16 protein-coding genes and 3 pseudogenes are annotated in these 20,864 nt (G+C 36.6%); 6 read left to right on the forward strand and 13 right to left on the reverse strand.

Features of this window, described 5'->3' with window-relative positions:
• Positions 1–51: 51 nt before the first annotated feature.
• Positions 52–162 carry a hypothetical protein gene (locus BJL90_RS23300; RefSeq protein WP_472234989.1) on the reverse strand — a complete coding sequence of 37 codons (111 nt, stop codon included), beginning with the start codon at positions 160–162 and terminating at the stop codon, positions 52–54.
• Positions 163–176: 14 nt separating this feature from the next.
• Complete coding sequence (locus BJL90_RS00250) at positions 177–1,109, reverse strand: pyridoxal phosphate-dependent aminotransferase (protein WP_472234991.1); 933 nt, start codon at positions 1,107–1,109, stop codon at positions 177–179.
• Between the two features lie 444 nt (positions 1,110–1,553).
• Between BJL90_RS00250 and BJL90_RS22635 the strand changes: the two are divergent.
• The 3 genes and pseudogenes from BJL90_RS22635 to BJL90_RS00265 all read left to right on the forward strand — a co-directional run.
• Positions 1,554–2,104, forward strand: a pseudogene (locus BJL90_RS22635) (MASE3 domain-containing protein); the annotation flags it as partial.
• The gene (locus tag BJL90_RS22990; protein ID WP_257786406.1) at positions 2,087–2,749 is read left to right on the forward strand and encodes a PAS-domain containing protein; all 663 of its coding nucleotides are present in this window, start codon (positions 2,087–2,089) and stop codon (positions 2,747–2,749) included. The pseudogene BJL90_RS22635 and the gene BJL90_RS22990, both read left to right, overlap by 18 nt.
• Positions 2,706–3,517: pseudogene (locus tag BJL90_RS00265) on the forward strand (sensor histidine kinase). The gene BJL90_RS22990 and the pseudogene BJL90_RS00265 overlap by 44 nt, the downstream one beginning before the upstream one ends.
• Before the next feature lie 80 nt (positions 3,518–3,597).
• On the opposite strand, the gene BJL90_RS00275 reads toward BJL90_RS00265, so the two are convergent.
• The 11 genes and pseudogenes from BJL90_RS00275 to BJL90_RS00320 all read right to left on the reverse strand — a co-directional run bounded on the left by BJL90_RS00275 (position 3,598) and on the right by BJL90_RS00320 (position 16,663).
• Positions 3,598–4,308 carry an SDR family NAD(P)-dependent oxidoreductase gene (locus tag BJL90_RS00275; protein WP_070963273.1) on the reverse strand — a complete coding sequence of 237 codons (711 nt, stop codon included), beginning with the start codon at positions 4,306–4,308 and terminating at the stop codon, positions 3,598–3,600.
• Between the two features lie 181 nt (positions 4,309–4,489).
• Positions 4,490–5,434 (reverse strand): FAD-binding protein, encoded by a 945-nt coding sequence (locus BJL90_RS23170; RefSeq protein WP_335617813.1) that lies wholly within the window; start codon positions 5,432–5,434, stop codon positions 4,490–4,492.
• Between the two features lie 17 nt (positions 5,435–5,451).
• Positions 5,452–6,480 carry an FAD-binding protein gene (locus BJL90_RS23175; protein WP_335617814.1) on the reverse strand — a complete coding sequence of 343 codons (1,029 nt, stop codon included), beginning with the start codon at positions 6,478–6,480 and terminating at the stop codon, positions 5,452–5,454.
• An 80-nt stretch (positions 6,481–6,560) separates the two neighbouring features.
• Positions 6,561–7,658, reverse strand: a complete 1,098-nt coding sequence (locus BJL90_RS00285; protein WP_070963274.1) for a zinc-binding dehydrogenase — start codon at positions 7,656–7,658, stop codon at positions 6,561–6,563.
• 66 nt (positions 7,659–7,724) lie between these two features.
• Positions 7,725–8,995, reverse strand: a pseudogene (locus BJL90_RS23230) (TRAP transporter large permease).
• Between the two features lie 7 nt (positions 8,996–9,002).
• Positions 9,003–9,500: a TRAP transporter small permease gene (locus tag BJL90_RS00295; RefSeq protein WP_070963276.1), complete on the reverse strand. Its 498-nt coding sequence runs from the start codon at positions 9,498–9,500 to the stop codon at positions 9,003–9,005.
• A gap of 173 nt (positions 9,501–9,673) precedes the next feature.
• Positions 9,674–10,705, reverse strand: coding sequence for a TRAP transporter substrate-binding protein (locus BJL90_RS00300; RefSeq protein WP_070963278.1), 1,032 nt, complete (start codon positions 10,703–10,705; stop codon positions 9,674–9,676).
• A 164-nt stretch (positions 10,706–10,869) separates the two neighbouring features.
• Complete coding sequence (locus tag BJL90_RS00305; protein ID WP_205684265.1) at positions 10,870–11,889, reverse strand: LacI family DNA-binding transcriptional regulator; 1,020 nt, start codon at positions 11,887–11,889, stop codon at positions 10,870–10,872.
• A gap of 34 nt (positions 11,890–11,923) precedes the next feature.
• Positions 11,924–13,291, reverse strand: a complete 1,368-nt coding sequence (locus BJL90_RS00310) for an oxidoreductase (protein WP_070963283.1) — start codon at positions 13,289–13,291, stop codon at positions 11,924–11,926.
• 287 nt (positions 13,292–13,578) lie between these two features.
• Positions 13,579–14,667, reverse strand: a complete 1,089-nt coding sequence (locus BJL90_RS00315) for a DUF362 domain-containing protein (protein WP_070963285.1) — start codon at positions 14,665–14,667, stop codon at positions 13,579–13,581.
• Between the two features lie 46 nt (positions 14,668–14,713).
• Complete coding sequence (locus BJL90_RS00320) at positions 14,714–16,663, reverse strand: NAD(+) synthase (RefSeq protein ID WP_070963286.1); 1,950 nt, start codon at positions 16,661–16,663, stop codon at positions 14,714–14,716.
• Positions 16,664–16,897: 234 nt separating this feature from the next.
• Between BJL90_RS00320 and BJL90_RS00325 the strand changes: the two genes are divergently transcribed.
• The 3 genes from BJL90_RS00325 to BJL90_RS00335 are packed head-to-tail and all read left to right on the forward strand — an operon-like array spanning position 16,898 to position 20,818.
• A complete protein-coding gene (locus BJL90_RS00325) occupies positions 16,898–17,350 on the forward strand; it encodes a MarR family winged helix-turn-helix transcriptional regulator (protein ID WP_070963288.1) in 453 nt (150 codons plus the stop codon).
• Positions 17,347–19,062 (forward strand): ABC transporter ATP-binding protein, encoded by a 1,716-nt coding sequence (locus tag BJL90_RS00330; RefSeq protein ID WP_070963290.1) that lies wholly within the window; start codon positions 17,347–17,349, stop codon positions 19,060–19,062. The genes BJL90_RS00325 and BJL90_RS00330 overlap by 4 nt, the downstream gene beginning before the upstream one ends.
• On the forward strand, positions 19,055–20,818 hold the full coding sequence (locus BJL90_RS00335; RefSeq protein ID WP_070963292.1) for an ABC transporter ATP-binding protein: 1,764 nt from the start codon (positions 19,055–19,057) through the stop codon (positions 20,816–20,818). Before BJL90_RS00330 ends, BJL90_RS00335 begins: the two co-directional genes overlap by 8 nt.
• Positions 20,819–20,864 lie beyond the last annotated feature (46 nt).

Raw genomic sequence — 20,864 nt, forward strand, 5'->3', positions numbered from 1 at the left:
AGAGGAAAATTGCTACATGTCCACCTTGATGGGTATATTCATTAATCGTCCTTATTTAACAATTTTTTTCACAGTTTCAATAAAACAGTCCATTTCTTCATCTGTTCCTATCGTTACTCGTAAAAAATTATCTATTTTAGGCTGCTTGAAGTAACGAACCAAAACCCCCTGCTCTTTTAATTGATGGAATAAATCCTCGGCTGGTATTCTTGGGGGCGAATAAAAATAAAATTAGCTTTTGAATCTATGACATGAAACCCAACTTTTCCTAATGCTTCTGCTACAACTTCTCTCGTCTTCATAATCTTAAGTCTTGTTCCCTGAAAATATTCTTCATCCTTCATTGCTTCTATGGCTCCTGCTAGTGCAATTCGATCTAAAGTATAAGAATTAAATGAATTTTTTATTCTTTCCAAGCCTTCTATTAAGTGCTCTTGGCCAAAAGCAAATCCTACTCTTAGCCCTGCTAAAGAACGTGATTTAGAAAGGGTCTGCACCACTAATAGATTAGGATATTTGTCGATAAGCTTCACTGCTGATTCTCCACCAAAATCAATATAAGCTTCATCTATAATCACAACCTCCTCCATATTGTTCTGTAAAATTTCTTCTATAGAGGCAAGGGATGTATATTTTCCAGTAGGTGCATTGGGATTAGGGAAAATAACACCTCCATTTGATTTGAAAAACTTATCCACAGGTAGCGAAAAGTCATCCTCTACATTCACAAGATCATAATTTATATGAAATACATCGGCATACACAGGATAAAAACTGTAGGTGATATCAGGAAAAAGTATCGACTTATCTGTATCAAAAAAGGTCATAAATGAAAAAGCCAGCACTTCATCAGAACCATTTCCCACAAAAACTTGATTTTGCTTTAAGCCATAATAATCTGCTAGAGTTGCTTTCAGCTTTTCACAGGTTGGATCTGGATATAGTTTCAAGTTTTCATCTGCCGCCTGTTTGATGGCTTCAATCACCCTTGGAGATGGAGGGTAGGGGTTCTCGTTTGTATTTAACTTAATATATTTCTTATCTTTTGGTTGTTCTCCTGGGATATATGGTTTTACTTTTTTAGTAAGCTTACTCCAATATTTGCTCATGCGCAACGCTCCTTTTTATAAATTTTATAAGAATATTCCTTCTATTTTACCACTTTTAACAGAAGAAAAAAATACCTAGAAGTGGGCGTCTTAGCAATATATCGAAGGATAAATTAAACTTCTAGTCACCTGCCTTTCTTCTATTAAATCGATCCGCAAAGTACAAAAAACAATTAATGCTAAAAAAAGGTATTTTAAGAAAAATGTTGAAATATTTATCTAGTTACTTTTGTGCAATCCATCAGTATCGTATAACTTTTGTTTTAGAATTACTTGAGGAGGAATGGCAGAATGAACATTATAAAAAATTCAATCCAATTTTTAAAAGTATCAACAAAAGAAATATTCGTGCTTATTTTATTATTAATGGGATTAGCTTACTTGAGTTTTAAAAATTTTTTGCTATTTCACACCATCTCTGAAATTATTCCTATCACGATCTCAATGATTATTACACTTATCGCTGTAAATACTTACAAGTTTAAAGGTAATAATAGCTTATCTTTCTTAGGAATGGCCTACTTCTTTGTAGGTTCGTTTGACCTTATACATACACTTACCTATAAGGGAATGGGGTTTTCCCTCATTATGACGCCAATGTTCCAACCCAACTATGGGTTATGGCGAGATATATGGAAAGTACATCTCTATTGATTATGGCGTCAGCTTTAAAGAAGAAACTAAACATTCCTATTTTAACGCTTATTTATAGTGCAGTTTCATTGTTTTTATTATTATCCCTTTTTTATTGGAGGTTTTTTCCTGATTGTTTTATCGAAGGCATGGGGCTGACGTTATTTAAAAAAACAAGTGAATATATCATCTGTGCGATTTTATTTATTAGCCTCCAATTTTTAATAAAAAACCGAGACACGCTGCCCGCAAAAGTATTTAATTTTATGTTATTTTCCTTTGTTTTCACGATTGTTTCAGAATTGTCATTTGTATTTTATGTTGATGTGTATGGGTTATCTAATATGATAGGTCATCTGTTTAAATTAATATCCTTTTATTTAGTGTATAAAGCAATTATTGAGACAAATTTAAAAATTCCCTATGATCTTCTTAAAAGTACAAATGAAATATTATATCAAAGAAGAGAAGAACTTAAGCATATAAACCAACAGCTACAAAAAGAAAATGAAAACCGCAGTCATGTTGAGAAAGAATTAATCAAGAAAAATCAACTTCTTGAAGCAATATTAGCAACCAGTAATGAAGGAATCCTTGTCACAGATGCTGACAATACTATCCTCATGTCAAATCGTCACTTTAAGCAAATGTGGGGTATTCCTCAAAACTTCGTGTTTGAAAAGTATGATGATAAGTTTGTCAGTTATATAAAAGAAAAAACACTTGATGCTAATGAATATATCTCAGTAGTGAAGGAATTAGATAACTACTATCATAAAAACATAGACTACATCTATCTGAAAAACAAAAAAATATTAACCTGTCAACATAAACATTTTGCAGTCAATGGTTCTGATGCTGGACAAGTAATCAGCTATAGGGATGTGACTGAGCGAATAAACGCCAAAAGTTTTCAGGAAAAGTTTGAAAAAGAAGAAAGATTATTAAAAGAAGTTCGAGAATATGATAGACTTAAAACTGAGTTTTTTCTCCAATGTCTCCCATGAGCTCAAAACACCTTTAAATATCATTCTAGGAACAGTACAGCTACTAAATACAATTCACCAGGAACAAGAACCGCTGTCCTGCCAACATTATCATTCAGTTGAAAAGTATATCTACATGTTAAAACAAAACTGCTATAGATTATTAAGACTGATTGATAACCTTATTGATATTACACGAATAGATACTGGATTTCTGAAGGTTAATTTAAAAAATCAAAATATCGTTAGTGTTATTGAAGACATTACACTGTCTGTAAGTGAATATATCAAGGACAGAGGCCTCAATCTCATTTTTGATACAGAGATTGAAGAGAAAATACTGGCTTGTGATTCAGATAAAATCGAGAGAATCATGCTAAATTTACTCTCCAATGCTATTAAATTTACAAATCCAAATGGCCTCATTAAAGTTCATCTATATGATGGTGTAGACTATATTAAAATTACAGTTAAAGACAATGGAGTAGGTATTCCAGCGGACATGAAAGAAAAATATTTCGACGTTTTAGACAAGTAGATGCTTTGCTAAGTAGAAAAGCAGAAGGAAGCGGTATAGGCCTATCTCTAGTAAAATCTTTAGTAGAAGCTCATAGAGGAAAAATATGGGTAGAAAGTCAATGGGGTTGTGGTAGTGAATTTTTTATTGAATTACCAGTTAAGCTAGTCCAAGATACAGATGCTAAAGTATTCGATGAATCAACAGTATCTTTTAAAAGTAACATTGAAAAAATTAGCATTGAATTTTCAGATATATATAATAACATATAAAATTCTAAACCCCTCAAGTGACTTACTCGAGGGGTTGCATATTCATCTGTCTACTTAACTATATCTAATTTTTGGAGTTTTTATACATAAATCATTTTCTTTGTCATGCCCCCATCTATCACGATATTTTCTCCAGTGATAAAGTCATTTTCCTCGTTGCTTAGGAATAAACAAGCTCTAGCAATATCCTCAGGCTTACCTACCCTTTTAGATGGATGCTGATTATGGTCTTCTTCACTTAAATCCTCATAGTGATGGTTTTCTATCCACCCAGGGCTGATACAATTGACAGTAATGTTATAGTCAGAAAGGCTTATAGCTAAGGCATGGGTAATAGAAACAATGCCACCCTTTGAAGCACTATAACTTTCAGTATTTTTCTCACTCATCAGGTGTCTGGTGGAGGCTATGTTAATGATTCGACCATATTTTTCTTTGTTTTCTTGTCTGTGTTTTGCAAACTCTCTAGATGTAATAAAGACACTGGTCAAGTTGGTATTCAACACCCTCAAGAAATCTTCCGTTTTTGTTTCTAACAAGTTTCTATTTTGTCCTATCCCCACATTATTCACTACTATATCGATATCCTGAAATTTTTCAAAAACCTTCTTCATAAGCAGTTCAACTTCCTTTACCTCTGCGAAGTTAACCTCATAAAAGTAATCTCCATAATTAGACTTTACGATATCAGCTACAATCACATAGCATCCTTCTGCTTGATAGGCTTTCCCAATGGCTTCTCCAATTCCTTTTGACCCGCCAGTTACTAAAACTTTTTTAACCTTTTTCATATACAAATCCTTCCTTTAATAGGTAAATCACGAATATCTATTCTATTCATTCCTACACCTCCATTTCATACGAACTATAGTATACCAAATTTTAGTTGCTTATTAAAGCTTTTGATACGTTTCTTCCTAATAGAAATAACATAAGAGACCTCCTTTGGGAGGTCTCTTATGTTGAAGGCGTTTACCGAATAATTCTATTATTTCTAAATTCATTCCATACTGTCTCAAACCAACTGTCTTCCTTAGGTAAGGGGGTAACATCTCGCCAGTTACAGGTTACTTCACCATTAGCATAAGCGATCTCCTGAACTTTACTGCTTAGATCACTATTTTCTAATGAAAAGCTCAACTGCTGATCTAAAAAGTCTATCCTCAATTCTCCCTGTTCCTCTGCTATCAAATAAGAGCCTCGGCTTTTTCCATTCTGTTTCATATAATCTTCAATTCCTGAAAGATATACCAATTGTGTAATTAACAGATCACGATTTTGATAAGCGTAAGGTAACTCTTCTATTGATTTCATTTTTGTTTGAGATACTAAAGTCTTCAAAGCTTCTTTAACTTCTTCAATCGCCTCTTCTACATTTTCTTGTGTTCTTATAATGCCACCATATTTTGTCATAAGAGATGCATAGCATTTTCTTATCTCCAGTACATTGCTGCTGTCTCCTATAGTAGATATAAACTGATGACCAATTTCTAATAGCTTTTGAATTTGGTCAGCGGTAAGCTTTATAAATTCTTCTAACAATAACGGTTCTTCTTTACGGCAGGCGGTAATATACTGTGCAGCTCTTAGGCCCCCTACCTGTCCTGCGTTCAACGCACTACCTCCTGGACGATAGACGCCGTGACTGCCATTTACCTCTCCTACAGGAAAAAATCCTTCTACATTACTTTCCCACCATATATTTCCTGATAACCCACCATTGTTATGCTGCGCACATACTGCTATTTCAAGATACTCCTTTTCTAAATCAATACCATGGCTCTTGTAAAGATCAATCGCCGGTTGATTCATATGAGCAAGACGGTCAATAGGCTTTCCAAAAAGTGCTTTAGAATTATATAAGTAAGTATAGCTTTCTTCACCAAGAAGCTTAAAATTCATTTCTCCCTTATCCATGGCACAGGAGGGATTATTCATAAAATCCAGATAGACCCTCCTTCCTTTACTGTTTTTTCATGATACACCAGTAAATCTATGAGGGAAGAACCTTCATTTTCCACCTTGCGTGGATCAAAGGGCCATTGATACCCCTTCAGAAAAATTGCATCCAGCATTTTTCCCGTATTTGAAAAATATTCATCTAAAAATTCCTTTTCGTCACTTCCATCCTGATTGGTAGAGATATATCTTGGTAGTACCTGTTGATAGGTGCCGGATAAATTCCATCTGAATTTTATTGAGGCAATACCAAACTGAGACTCTGTCACATTTTTACCTTTTACCCCAGCTTCATAAGCAATACCGCTGGCTCCTGTTTGACTTTCAGGATAAACAGAGTCTTGATAGATGGCTGCCGGACCTCCAGTTGCATAAACTATATTTCTACAGTTAAACAGTGTATATCGTTTTTCTTCCTCATGTAAATGATGAAGATTCAAAGTTAGTAGACCTGTAACACTATTTTTTTCTTGGTTTGTTAAAATTCCTATGACTTGATAGCCATCAAAAATCTTGATTCTCCTAGAAACAACTTGTTCCTCTAGCTTTTCTGTCATTATTTTCGATGTCAAGGGTCCAACAGAGGTGGCTCGTTGTCCCGGATCATGGTCGGTTTTGTAGCCTATATACTCACCATACTTGTTATGCGGAAAGGGCACACCAATATCTACTAAACGGTAAAAACATTTGGGGGATAATGCAGCCTCTACCAAAGAAACATCCCCATCCATACTTCCTCCATCAAACAAAGTTTTAGCCATATCATATATGGAATCTTTTTTATCACCAGCAAGCGTCAATTTATAATAGGTTTGTTTGTCGGAGCCAGTATTACGGGAAGTGCCCATATTCATGCCTTCAGTTACTAAAACAACATCCTTTTGCCCAAAGGAATGGATACGATCGACAGCATTAAACCCTGCTGCCCCTGATCCTACCACTACTGTATTTACTGAGTAAATTTCTATATTCTTATTCATAAACTGTGTGCTTTGACATAACATAAGCTTCGCCTCCTTTACATTCATGCCAATCATCTTCTATGTGTCTAGTATAGACTTGCTTATATCCTGATTTTACAACATTAACCTCTATTTGGTATCAATACCGCCTTCAATGCTTCCCTAGCGTTCATAGACGCAATAGCTTGATTCGCTTCTTCAAGAGAAAAACGGTGGGAAATAAGCTTTGCAAAATGTTCTTTGTTTTTCATAACAATATCTATGGCCATCTTTGTATGCTTTGTATCGCTAACCCATACACCATGAACCGTAATGTTTTTGCTAACAATATCACGATAAAAATCAATAGATTCTTCTCCAGCGGGTTGTGCATAGCCTGTGGAAAGATAAGTTCCACCAGACCTCAGCAACTTTAATCCCTCTTCTGCCACACCTCTGGTTCCTACTGCCTCAACCACTAAATCCGCACCAATTCCTCGGGTCTTTTCCATAATCATTTGATTTCTTTCTTGAATATTCGTTTCGTGCCGATCTAACACTAAAGTAGCGCCGAAATAAGTGCATAAATCCAACCTTTCTTTAGAGCCTCCGATGACGATAATTTCTGAAGCCCCCATACTTTTAGCAAAAGCAACAGCATAAACCCCGAGGGGGCCCGGTCCTTGAATTACTACTGTATCACCTAAAACACTTGATATCATGTCAAAAGCATGAGCAATGGTAGCCCCTGAACATGAAGCAGATACTAATAACGCTGGATCTACCGTATCTTCAACTTTAAAAATATCTGTATTGCTATTTAAAATGATATATTCAGAATAACAGCCATTTAAATAGGGAAAAACGGCGCTAGACTGATTAATGCCATAAACCTTTCTGTTTTTACATAGAGAAGGATCTTTTAATATCTTGCAGGCAAAACACTGTCCACAGGTAACACCTCTGTTCCAAATCACTAGATCTCCTACCTGTAAGTCTTCACCATAAACCGTTTGCTTTTTTCCTTTAATCTCCTGAATCCTCCCAACACCTTCATGTCCTAGGATAATTGGTAATGGTGTTCTAGGGTCCTCGCCCTTCCACATATGCACATCGGAACCGCAAACGCCAGCGGCTTCAATTTTTATGAGAACCTCTCCTGCTTCTAGAGGTGCAATTTCAAATTCTTCCATTTCTAATGGCTTCATAAATTCTTTTAATACCATTGCTTTACTTTTCATTTATCCACCCACCTTATCAACAATCTATTTTCTAAATCACTTCATTTTTACTATATATCCTAGTGCTTATCTTCCATAAACCATTTCTGGTAAAAATAATGATAATTGCGGTACAAAGGTAATAACTAATAATGCTGCAATCAGTACAAAGATAAAGGGTAGCGCTCCTTTTGTTACCTCCGTCATAGACATGTTGCTGATTCCTGAGGCGACAAATAAGTTTAACCCGAAGGGAGGTGTCAACATTCCTATAGCTAAATTAACAATCATAATAACGCCAAAGTGAACAGGACTTATACCAACTTCCACTAAAACAGGTAAAAATATAGGTACCAAAATTAGTACAGCCGCACTTGGATCCAAAAACATGCCAACAAAAAGTAGCAGAATATTAATAGAAATCAAGATAAGGAATGGCGTTGTGGCAAAACCTAATACATGTTGTGCTACTATTGTTGGAATCCGTTGAAAAGTTAAATACCAGCTAAATATCTTTGCTGTTGATATAACAAACATTACCATTGATGAAATAACCACTGATTTTTTTGCAACAACAAATAATTTCTTGACATCTATCTCCTTATAGATAAACATACTAACAAATATGCTATAGACAATGGCAACTGCGGCAGCTTCTGTTGGGGTGAAAACCCCCAATAAATACCACCTAATACGATGATAGGCATCATGATGCCCCAGATAGCTTCCCTGGTAGCTGTGATAATCTCTTTCCAGGTAGCTTTTTCCCCTGGCTGATGTCCTTGTTTTTTTGCAATAATATAGCTAGTAACAATCAAAACAAGACCTATAAACACACCTGGTAGCGCCCCTGCTAAAAATAGCTTACTAATAGATTCTTCAGAAATAACACCATATACCAACATCGTGATACTAGGAGGAATAATAATGCCCAAAGACCCAGCAGCACACATTAAACCAACAGAAAATTTCGGTTTATACTTGGCTTCATTTAGCGAAGGAATCATAACCCCACCAATAGCAGCCACAGTAGCTGGTCCAGACCCAGATAAAGCAGCAAAGAACATAGAAGATAAAACCCCAGCTATCGGTAAACCACCGGTTGTCCATCCAACCCATTTGTTTACCATATTAATGAGTCTTTTTGAAGTACCTCCTACCAACATTAAATCACCAGCAAAAATGAAAAATGGGATAGCCATTAGGGAAAAGGAATCTACGCCAGCAAACATCTTTTGTGCTGCCACAGTCAAAGAAATATTATCAAGTTGCATGGCAATAATCGTCGTCAAACCTGTGGCAACTGCAATGGGTGCACTGACTGCAAGCAGTAATAAGAAAATAACTACAATAACCATAATACGTTTATCTCCCTTCTTCTGCCGAATGGCTTATAAGTTTTTTTATATTGCCCCATAATTCTTGGATAAATCGAATCATCATCAAAAAAGAACCTACAGGTATCGCTAAATAGGGGTAAAGCAATGGCATCCTTAAGGAAGCACTTACAGCATCAAACTTCAAAGCATTTAAGATCATTCCCCATCCTGCTATTATGATCATTATTGAAAAAACAATAGAAATCACAGAGGATAAGACAGCAAAAACCTTTTTTAACCTCTCAGGCAAGTAAGTAACTACTGCATCCACGGAAACATGCGCTTTTTCCCTTACAGCAATGCTACTACCGATAAAGATAAACCATACAATCAAATATCTAGCGACTTCTTCTGACCAATAAATAGAATAATTGAACTGATAACGAAATAACACCTGCGCAAAAACTAAGAAAGAAGTGAAGATCAGCAAGGAAGAAGCTATATACTCTTCTATGTGATTCAATACATGGTTAAGTTTATTCAAGTGTGTCCCTCCTTATTTAAAATGAAAACGGCCTAACAAGGCCGTTCTTTCCTTATTATAGATGCGCGCTTCTAAAGTTAAATTTTAATATATACGGTCTACCGTTTCGCCTCAAAACTGTGGGCTGCAAATGTAGCCCTTAGTATATTAAAATTTAAGGACGCACATCTATACTAATATCCACGAATATCTTGTAATATTTCTAATAACGCTTCTCCACCTGACGTCTGTTTAAATTCTTCATATACACTTTCAGTAGCTTTAATAAAAGCTTCTTTATTTTCTGGTGTTAGTTCTGTAATCTGTATACCAGATTCCTCTAAAGTTTTCAAATAACCTTGTTCTTCTTCTGCAGCTTTTTCCCACTGCCATCGACTTACTTCATTGGCCACTTCCTCCACCAGCTGCTGCAAATCAACAGGTAAGCTTTCATAGAAATCATTACTAATCACAAGTGCATATCCTAAATAACCATGGTTACTTAAAGTTAAGTAATCCTGAACTTCATAAAATCTTCTTGAGGCAATATTTGATAAAGGATTTTCTTGACCATCTACTGTTTTATTTTGTAAAGCTGTATATAATTCAGCAAAGGGAATTGAAATACCCCCTGCATTTAAGGCTCTAAACTGAGAGATTAATAATGGACTCTGTGAAGCACGCATCTTTAAGCCACTAATATCCTCTGGGGTTTCAATAGGTCTTACTGAGTTGGTAAAGTGTTTAAATCCCCCATCCCAATAGCCTAAACCTCTAAGTCCGGCTGCGATAAGATATTCATTTAACTTTTCTCCCAAGGCACCATTCATTGCCTTATAGGCTATGTCAGTATCTGGGAATATAAAAGGCAAGTCAAAAACTTGAAACTGTGGTACAAAAGGAGCAAGCACTGCTGTAAAAGGAGCATTCATTTGAATTGTTCCCAATTGCATTTGCTCTGTTATTTCTTGATCAGTTCCTAGCTGAGAATCAGGATATACTTCTACTTTGATTTTTCCTCCAGACCTTTCTTCTATTAACTCAGCAAACCTATCAGCAGCCATTCCTTTGGCTGTTGTGGGTCTAACAACATGACCAAACTTAATCACATAACTATCTTGATTATTATTTCCTGCACTGGATTCTGATTTGCTACAACCAGCAAGCAGTGATACCAGCAATACGAAAATCATTGTCCCTATTAGAAACTTATTTCTTTTAAACATTATTTATTTCCCCCTTAGTGTTCTTTTTATGATCAACTACAAAACTTTAACATGATAAATCATCTGTAGTTTTCTAACATACGCTAATTTTCACCTGCGTTTTTTTATAAAATCCAGATATTCCACACAATCGTTTGCATGAACTCCAAACCTTATCTGCTACTTTAAATGGTAGAATTTCTTATGACTAATTCTGATTTAACAACATCGATCTGAGGCTTTTTCTTTCTTTTGCTTTTTTCATTAATAATTTTTATTAATTTTTCTACAGCCAGTTTGCCCATATCATACAGTGGCTGCGCTACGGTTGTGAGCTGGGGATCTAATAGTGCACTGATCTGTATATCATCAAAACCAATGACAGAAATGTCTGTCGGAACCCGTAAGCCAACATCTTTTATAGCTCTAATCGCTTCTATCGCCTTTGAATCATTGGTAGCAAAAACCCCATCAACATCTCTGTGGGTAGAAAAATAGTTCTTTACAACCTCATAACAATTGCCATTAGCCATAGAGCAGTTAAAACAGATTTCCTCTGAAAAATCAATACCGTGATCTTCTAGTGCCTTTTTATATCCTTCATATCGTTCCCTATATAAGCTAAGGCTTAAACGACCATTAATAATGGCTATTTTCTTCAAGCCTCTATCAATAAGGTATTTAACGGCATTATAAGATGCTTCAAAGTTATTTGTTACAACAGCATCAAAAGATTCTTCAATATTTCGAACCATTAATACAACAGGAATATTTTCCTCTCGCAATTGATGAATATGCTGGCAATCCAATGATGCGGTTGCAAAAATAAATCCATCTACCCACCTGTTTTTTAGCATATTAACAGAATTAATTTCATTTTCAATGTTTTCATCGCTGTTGGAAAAGATTACATTGAATCCATTACTTCTAGCAGTGTCCTCCACCCCTCTCGCCAAAGCAGGAAAGATAGGATTTCGAATATCAGGAATAATCAATCCAATAGCGTTAGAGCGTCCCTCCTTCAAACCTTTTGCTAAAAAGTTTGGTTTATAGTTCAGCTGTTTTACTGCATCGAGGACACGTTTTTTGGTATCATCATTCACTGGAATATTTCCACTCAATGCTCTTGAAACCGTACTGGTAGATACACCTGCTATTTTTGCCACATCTTTAATGGTATGCATAACCAACTTTCCTTTCATCATTTTCTTTTATTTCTTCATCATAAAACCAACGAAACTATATATGATCTGCTTCATGGGTTCCTACTAGTGATGGTTTACCATCTCTACCTGCTAAATAAATTTCCTTGTACACCTCTTGATCATATATCACACAACCTGTCCTACCGCCATCCCGCATAATTTCAGTACATTTACTACAGGCAATACAACACTTTTTCTTATCAAATTCGCCTTTTTCAAGGATATCCCTCGGAAAATCAGGATACGCGAAGGCTTGTCTTCCAAAACCAACAAGTTTGAAGTAACCATTTTTAATGCCACCAGCTGCTACATGAGGACCAAGATTTCTCAACCAGCTAAAACCCGTTCCAATAATCATCATTTCATGAACCTGCTGTTGAATAAGTTTTGCCAGTTCCATGAGCCTATGAATACCTTCTAGAGGATGCTCTTTAGGTACATAAGACCCTAGATCATAAGCTCTACCGATATGTGGATTATAGTAAGGATTACCTGCTGAAACATTTAAAATCTCTACACCTCTTTTAGACAACGCTTTGACTAGCTGAATAGGTTCTTCTAAATCATATTGATCTGGAGAATTTTTATCAACGCCCCAGCCGTAGGGATAGGGAATAGCATCAAATATATTTAGCCTAACAGTAATATCAATAGAATCTCCCATTCTATTTCTTATTTTATCAATGATATTTAGTAAAAATCTAGTCCTATTTTCAAAAGAGCCACCATACTGCCCCTCTCTCGTATGAGCAGAAAGCAATTCAGAACATAAATATCTGTGACAACACTTAATATCTACCGCATCAAATCCTGCTTTTTTTGCCAATTCTGCCGCCTCTACAAAAGCATCTTCTAATGCCATTAACTCTTCATCAGTAATAATATGATACTGCTGAATATCCTTTTTATCTAAATAAGGATTATTTACTGCAATAATAGGGGCTGGAGCATTAACCGGTCTACTATACCGCCCTGAGTGGGTCAATTGAAGGACCGTATAGGGTTTATACTTATCTCCATTTACTTTTTTACCTTCTTCAAGAGATACATCTAACAGTCTTTTAAAAACTGCTACGTTCTCCTTATTTATGTACAAATGTCTTGGATTTGCCCTGCCTTCTGGAACTACTGCAGTTGCTTCAAACCATAAGAGTCCAGCACCACCCCTAGCAAATCTTTGATACCTGCGAAAAGTTAATTCTCCAGGGCTGCCATCTAGCTCACCGTCACAACCCTCCATAGGATGCACGATCATCCTATTTTGAAGTTCTCTTTTACTAAGTTGACAACTCGTTTTGAGAATATCTAATTCTTCGGAAATCGGCACATCTAATTTCATTTCATCAATCTTCTCAACTAATTCTTCTAATTTCTTAAAGCGGTACTTTTCGTGTGAATACATATGAGACCTCCTTGTGCAGTAACTATTTTTAAATACTATCTTATGCAAACGATTGTGCATTTGGGTTAAAAGATGCAAACGATTGTGTAATATAGTTAAAAGAATGCAAACGATTGTGTGCATCAACTATGTCACTGGAAACGTTTGTACCTAGATTATACTATAGGCATAGCATTGATGCAATATTTTTTTTCTATTATTTCTATTTTATTTACCATAAGTGTTAAAAAACATAGAAGGAAACTTAATTCAAGAGGAGTTTTTACTCCCCTTAAATGCAGCCGAATTTACTCCTCTTCCAAAAACGCTACAATATCTTTTGCCTTTGGAGGACATCCTCCAACACTTCTAGCAAATTTGCTGGTACATAAACCGATGCCGATTCCTTCAGAAGCTTGACCTCTATATCCTTGGCCGATGTAAATTTTTTCCCCTAACACATCTAGTTTTCCTTTATCCTTTAACCGTTGTAGGGCATGAATCAAAGTGCCATAACAAGCAGAGCAAGCATCTTGGTCGATGATATATTTTGCAAGTCTAGCTACTTCGGAGGATGCTTTCATGGTGTTAATATTTTTATTGTCGATATCATATTCAGTAACAACAGCATCCCTTAAGTTTGTGCTTCCTATACCTAACTCAGCAGAAATAGGTATATATGGGATATCTTCTATGTTATAACCCATTAGCTCTGCTATATAGCTATCTATCAATACAGGATCTCTTCCAACAATGATACGATCCATTTCTACCGGTGTGCCACCCTCTTCAAAGTTTAAATCTCCCATCATGCCATCTACAATCACTACATCTTGCTTAAGTGCTTTATTCAAATAGGCGATGGGCTTATGCAATCCCAAGGTATGGTATCTTCTCTTCTCATCGTCAGGAATACATCCCTTCATATTTTTCAGCGCACAGGTCATCTTTGTTTGACAGTGACCCTTTAAAACTGGAAGGTTAATGAAAACATCTACATCATATACAGATGCACACACCTTTAAGTCTAGGTCCTTTATCTTTACGGTCTTCGTTGCATCCTTTTTTAAATCTAGAAGAGGTACTTGGTATTTTTTTGAGATTTCTTCGTAACCACATACCTTAAATGCCTTGGTTGTACTATCACCAATCCAGGAACTCTCCATAATCGTAAGATTTTTAAATCCCTGCTGTTGCAAGTACACGATAACACCCTCTACCATTTCTGGGGATGTGGTGGCGCCGCTGGAGGCCTTTTTTGATACAACCAAATTAGGCTTTAAAGCAATGGTTGCCTCCTTCTTCCATCCACTTCCTAAGTTGATATTTTCTAACAGTCTTTTTACCATCTCTTTTGGATTTTTTCCATAAATAACAGCGATTTCATTGTTATGCATTTTATTCCCCTCCATCACTTTTTCGTTGCCATTACAGAAAAGCTTTTTACCTAATGATCATATTCTCTAGTTCATTTAACCAAATTTCATAGGAAGCATCGCTGGGCATTCTCCAATCACCTCTAGGAGACAAACAAATAGAACCTACTTTGGGCCCATCGGGAAGGCAACTTCGTTTAAATTGTTGGGTAAAAAACCTTTTATAGAAAATCTTTAACCAATGCAAAATTTCTTCTTCCCTCCATTTCCCCCTGAAGGCAATGGTGGCTAAAAGAAAGATTTTTGAAGGACTAAACCCATGGCGTAGCATATTAAAGAGGAAAAAATCATGTAGATCATAGGAACCAATAATTTCTTCTGTTTTCTGTTCTATCTTTCCTTCCTTATCCGGCGGCAATAGTTCAGGACTTACGGGGGTATTAGAAATATCATTTAATATCTTGGCCATCAATGTATCTCCTGCTGTATCGGCATACCATTGTACTAAATATCGTACTAATGTTTTGGGAATACTGACATTGACACCGTACATACTCATATGATCTCCATTATAGGTGCACCATCCTAGCGCCAGCTCCGATAAGTCGCCTGTCCCCACCACTAAACCACTTTCTTTGTTAGCAATATCCATCAGAATTTGTGTCCGTTCCCTGGCCTGCACGTTTTCATAGGTGACATCCTTCACTGACATATCATGTCCAATATCATTGAAGTGTTGAATACAGGCATCCTCTATGGCTATTTCCTTCACAGTAATTCCTAATTCCTTCATTAGCAACAATGCATTATTGTAGGTTCTTCCTGTTGTTCCAAATCCAGGCATCGTAATACCGATGATATTTTTTCTTGAAATCTTCAAGCGATCAAAGGCTTCTACACATACCAATAGCGCTAAGGTAGAATCTAACCCCCCTGAAATTCCAACCACCACCGTATCAATCCCTGTTTTTAATAACCTTTCTGCCAAGCCTATAGATTGTATGGTGAAGATTTCTTTGCATTTTTCTGTTCTCTTCTCCTTAGAGGCAGGAACAAAAGGAGCGGGATCTATTTCTCTCTTTATATCCCCTATCTCTATATCTGTAAAGGTAAAGGATATTTTTTCATAGGAAACCCCTTCTGTGAATTTTCCCATGAAACTATTATTTTTGCGTCTATCATTCATAAGTTTTTCAATATCAATATCGTAGAATATAAAGGTGGCTTCCTCAGCAAACCTTGTCTCTTCTAAAATTCTTCCATTTTCTGCAATCATTCCATGTCCACTGAAAACAACATCTGTTGTAGACTCACTTTGTCCGGCGGATACATATAAATAACTTGCTATGCATCTGGCAGATTGCTGTTTCACTAACGCCTGTCTATATTCATGCTTACCTACGATTTCATTACTTGCAGATGGATTTAAGATCAAGTTGGCGCCGTACATAGCATGTCTGCTACTGGGGGGAATCGGCGTCCATAGATCCTCGCAAATCTCTGCTGCAATACATAGTTCCGAAGTAGTATCTTGAAAGAGTAGATTTTCCCCAAAGGCTACCCTCTGTCCACATAAGTCAATCCACTCACTTATTCTATCTTTTGAAGAAGCAAACCATCTTTTTTCGTAGTACTCATTATAATTTGGGACAAAGGTTTTAGGAACAACCCCTAAAATCTCCCCTCTATGAAACAAGACGCCACAATTAAACAACTGATTATCAGCTTTGATAGGCATACCTACTGCAATCAGCATATCTAATGTCTTCGTGCCTTGAAGGAGTGTTTCCAATGCATCTTCACAGCTTTTTAGTAATACCCTCTGGTGAAATAAATCTCCACAGGTGTATCCTGAAATACTTAGCTCTGGAAATACCAAAACCTTGACTTTATGTTTTGATGAAGCCATCGCAGCAATTCTTTGAATCTCTTTTCCGTTGAAGATTGGATTTCCTACCTTTAACGATGGTACTGCTACCCCCGCCCTTAAAAATCCATATATATTCTTATAAGCCATAACTTCCATTCCTCCCCACTACGCTATATAAAAAACTTTTCCTTTTTTATAGTTTATCATTTTCTTTCCGTTTGTAAAAATAAAATAAGATTTAATTAGGGGAGTTTTTACTTCTCTTGCATTGTAGACGAATTTACTTCGAGGATATAGTTCTTTACATTCTTTTCCTCTTATGTTAAATTATAGATAACAGAAACGGTTGCATTCGCAACTAATTATTTAAGGAGGGACAAAATGGATCCTTTAATGAAATATATCAGCCGCACCTCTCGGTGTGCCGCCCTTTACCGCAGCGATGTATTAGAAGCCTATGGCCTGAATGGTTACCAACATTCCTACATTTTAAACATTTGTCAACATCCAGGAATTTCTCAAGACCAGCTGGCAAGGATAATTTATGTGAATAAAAGCAATGTGACAAGGCAATTGGCACTGTTGGAGGACAACGGATTTATCACTCGTACTCCGTGTGAAAATGATCGACGTCAAAGACAGGTATACCCTACTGAAAAAGCGATGCAGGTGTATCCAAAGGTACGGGAGGCTCTATATCAACTAAATGCTTATTTGTTGGAGGATTTTTCAGAAGAAGAGAAAGAACTACTGATGATTATGATGAAAAAAGTCATGCATAAGGCCGCTAAGTTGGTGGAAAAAAACCTAGAAGGATCTAGTGAAAAGCGATGAAAAAGCTTATTCCTTATTTAAAACCCTACATAGCCAGCATCTCGCTGGGATTATTCATCAAATTTATGGGAACCATAACCGACTTGCTTTTGCCTTGGATTTTGGCCCACATGATTGACCATATTGTTCCACAGAGCAGCATTCGTCTTATTTTACTTTGGGGTCTAATGATGGTATTTTGCTCTATCTTTGCAATTAGCGCCAACATTACTGCCAATCATATGGCCTCCAGAGTAGCCCGTGATACCACCAAGCAAATTCGGCATGACTTATTTAAAAAAATTTCTTATCTTTCATGCAGCCAAGTAGATGACTTTACCATGCCCTCGCTGATTTCTAGATTGACTTCAGATACTTATCATGTCCACAACATGATTGGAATGATGCAGCGTATGGGGGTTCGCGCACCTATTTTAATTTTAGGTGGCATTTTGGTTACCTTAACCTTAGACTTTTATTTAACCTTAGTGCTTCTAGCAGTTTTGCCTTTTATTATTATCTTGGTTTATTTTATTTCTAAGAAAAGCATTCCTTTGTACGATAAACTACAGCAATCAGTAGATAAAATGGTACGTACCCTCCGAGAAAACATTACAGGCATCCGTGTTATTAAGGCATTATCGAAAACCGACTATGAGAAAAATCGTTTTTCAAAAATAAATACAGAAGTTGTAGAGGATGAAAAAAAGGCCGCGATGACGATGGCTATTACCAGCCCTATGATGAATTTATTTTTAAATTTGGGCCTGACAGTTGTCATCTTAGTAGGTGCTTACCGTGTCAACAATGGACTGACACAACCGGGTAAAATCATCGCTTTTTTAACCTACTTTACAATTATTTTACACGCAATGCTGTCAATCAGCAGAATCTTTGTGATTTTTTCTAAAGGAAATGCTTCTTTTCAAAGAATTAATGAGGTGCTGCAGGCCTCTGAAGATTTAGTACTTCAAGAAAAGGATACGATAGACAGCCCCTATCATATTTCTTTTGATCATGTTTCTTTTTCCTATTACAACCAGCAGGAAAACCTGACAGACATTAGCTTTCATTTAAGGCAAGGTGAAACCCTTGGCATTATTGGTACAACCGGCAGTGGAAAATCCACCATCATTAAACTATTGATGCGTTTTTATGATGTTGATAAAGGTATTATTCGTATCCACGGTAGAAATATCAACAGTATCCCACAGGAGGAGCTTCATACAAAGTTTGGTGTGGTTTTTCAAAATGATGTGCTGTTTGCCGACACCATTGCAGAAAATATTGATTTTGGTAGAGGGCTGGCCCTAGAAGAAATTGCAGCTTCCTCTTGTTTTGCACAAGCTGAGGAATTTATCACTTCTCTTTCTGACGGATATACACATTTATTGACTGCAAAAGGTTCTAACCTAAGCGGAGGACAAAAACAACGCCTCTTGATCTCTAGAGCTTTGGCAGGCAATCCAGAAATTTTGATTTTAGATGATTCCTCCAGTGCTTTAGATTATCGGACGGATGCAAAACTTAGAAAGTCCCTTTATGAAAATTTTCAAAGTACAACCACCATTATTGTGGCGCAACGGGTAAGTTCTATTATGCATGCCCACCGAATTTTAGTACTGGAAGATGGTAAAGTTCTTGGATACGGCAACCACGAAGAACTTCTCAAAAGTTGTAAAAGCTATCAAGAAATGAATCAATGGCAAATGGGGGATGGTAGGCATGATTAAGGAAAAAATAGTTCAAATCAAGGGCAGTCTTGTTTTCCGCTTATGGAGATATCTTTATCAATATAAATGGACCCTGTTTCTTGCTCTGTTTTTAACGATTACCAGTAATTTACTTGCCTTAGTAGGACCCATGCTGTCTGGTTATGCTATTAATGCCATTGAGCTCGGCAAAGGAGCTGTGGTTTTTGAAAGGGTATTTTTCTTTTGCGGGCTGATGATTTTGTTTTATATTCTATCGTCTGGCTTTTCTTACTTTCTATCTATTTTAATGATTGATTTAAGTCAAAAAGTCACCTTTAAAATGCGTAAAGATGTTTTTGAAAAACTTGCAGATTTGCCAGTAAGTTATTTTGATCGTCATCAAACTGGAGATATTATCAGTCGTATCACCTATGATATTGATACGATTAATGCCTCTCTTTCCAATGACTTAGTGCAAATTTCCACCAGTACGATCACCGTCATAGGTTCTCTTTTGATGATGATCCTTATTTCTCCTGCCATGGTACTTATTTTTGGCATCACCATTCCTATATCCCTTTGCTTCACTAAGTATATGGCCAATAGAGTAAGACCTTTATTCAGAAGGCGCTCTGCCAAGCTTGGTGAATTAAATGGATTTGTTGAGGAAATGATTTCTGGACAAAAAACAATCAAGGCTTATCATCGCGAAAAAGTCATGCTCCAGCGCTTTGATGAAAAAAACCAAGAGGCGGTGGATGCCTACTATGCTGCAGAATATTATGGCAGTATGATGGGACCTTCCATCAACTTTATCAATAATTTATCTTTATCACTTGTTAGTGTCTTTGGAGCACTTCTATACCTATTTGGACAACTTACCTTAGGCAGTGTCTCCTCCTTTGTGCTTTACTCAAGAAAATTTTCTGGGCCTATCAACGAAATGGCAAACATCCTCAACGAGTTGCAATCAGCTTCTGCCGCTGCTGAAAGGGTATTTCGCTTAATGGATGAAGCCCCGGAATCCAATGCTCTAGGGGAGACCCAGGCCTTTACAAACCTTCAAGGTGATGTCGCCATAAAAAATGTTGATTTCGGTTATCATGAAGATAAAATCATCCTTCATCATCTTAATTTAAAGGCAGACAAGGGAAACCTTATTGCCATTGTAGGGCCAACCGGTGCAGGGAAAACTACCATCATTAATCTATTAATGCGTTTTTATGACCCCCATCAAGGGAGCATTACATTAGATGGTGTTGATATCAAGAAAATCACCAGAAAAAATCTTCGTTTATCCTATGCTATGGTTTTGCAGGATGCCTGGTTGTTCCATGGCACCATTTATGAAAACATTGCCTATGGTAAGGAGAATACTTCTTTGGAGGAAGTGATTGTAGCAGCAAAGGCGGCAAAAATTCACAGCTACATCACCCAGCTTCCCAAAGGGTATGATACAGTTTTGAATGAAGAGGGCATAAATATTTCACAAGGACAAAAACAGTTGATGACCATTGCCAGAGCCATGCTTTTAGATGCTAAGATGCTAATTTTGGACGAAGCTACCTCCAATGTAGATACAAGGACTGAGCTTCAAATCCGAGAAGCTATGAGCAATCTAATGAAGGAAAAGACTTGTTTTGTCATTGCTCATCGGCTTTCCACCATTCAAAACGCAGATACAATCTTGGTGCTTAGGGACGGAAATATCGTAGAACAAGGGGACCATCTAAGTCTGTTAAAGAAAAAAGGCCTTTACGCAGATTTGTATTATTCTCAATTTGAAAGTTGTTAAACTATATCCCATCTCAGCATCCAAACAGCTTCAGCTAAATAGGTCT

Origin of the sequence: Clostridium formicaceticum, from assembly GCF_001854185.1 — a bacterium.
Classification (GTDB): domain Bacteria; phylum Bacillota; class Clostridia; order Peptostreptococcales; family Natronincolaceae; genus Andreesenella; species Andreesenella formicacetica.

What these genes read in the sequence shown, in the direction of transcription:
- BJL90_RS00250 (WP_472234991.1), bottom strand. Translation starts at nt 1,109, where the DNA reads ATGAGCAAATATTGGAGTAAGCTTACTAAAAAAGTAAAACCATATATC.
- BJL90_RS22990 (WP_257786406.1), top strand. Translation starts at nt 2,087, where the DNA reads ATGATAGGTCATCTGTTTAAATTAATATCCTTTTATTTAGTGTATAAA.
- BJL90_RS00275 (WP_070963273.1), bottom strand. Translation starts at nt 4,308, where the DNA reads ATGAAAAAGGTTAAAAAAGTTTTAGTAACTGGCGGGTCAAAAGGAATT.
- BJL90_RS23170 (WP_335617813.1), bottom strand. Translation starts at nt 5,434, where the DNA reads ATGGATAAGGGAGAAATGAATTTTAAGCTTCTTGGTGAAGAAAGCTAT.
- BJL90_RS23175 (WP_335617814.1), bottom strand. Translation starts at nt 6,480, where the DNA reads ATGTTATGTCAAAGCACACAGTTTATGAATAAGAATATAGAAATTTAC.
- BJL90_RS00285 (WP_070963274.1), bottom strand. Translation starts at nt 7,658, where the DNA reads ATGAAAAGTAAAGCAATGGTATTAAAAGAATTTATGAAGCCATTAGAA.
- BJL90_RS00300 (WP_070963278.1), bottom strand. Translation starts at nt 10,705, where the DNA reads ATGTTTAAAAGAAATAAGTTTCTAATAGGGACAATGATTTTCGTATTG.
- BJL90_RS00305 (WP_205684265.1), bottom strand. Translation starts at nt 11,889, where the DNA reads ATGATGAAAGGAAAGTTGGTTATGCATACCATTAAAGATGTGGCAAAA.
- BJL90_RS00310 (WP_070963283.1), bottom strand. Translation starts at nt 13,291, where the DNA reads ATGTATTCACACGAAAAGTACCGCTTTAAGAAATTAGAAGAATTAGTT.
- BJL90_RS00315 (WP_070963285.1), bottom strand. Translation starts at nt 14,667, where the DNA reads ATGCATAACAATGAAATCGCTGTTATTTATGGAAAAAATCCAAAAGAG.
- BJL90_RS00320 (WP_070963286.1), bottom strand. Translation starts at nt 16,663, where the DNA reads ATGGCTTATAAGAATATATATGGATTTTTAAGGGCGGGGGTAGCAGTA.
- BJL90_RS00325 (WP_070963288.1), top strand. Translation starts at nt 16,898, where the DNA reads ATGGATCCTTTAATGAAATATATCAGCCGCACCTCTCGGTGTGCCGCC.
- BJL90_RS00330 (WP_070963290.1), top strand. Translation starts at nt 17,347, where the DNA reads ATGAAAAAGCTTATTCCTTATTTAAAACCCTACATAGCCAGCATCTCG.
- BJL90_RS00335 (WP_070963292.1), top strand. Translation starts at nt 19,055, where the DNA reads ATGATTAAGGAAAAAATAGTTCAAATCAAGGGCAGTCTTGTTTTCCGC.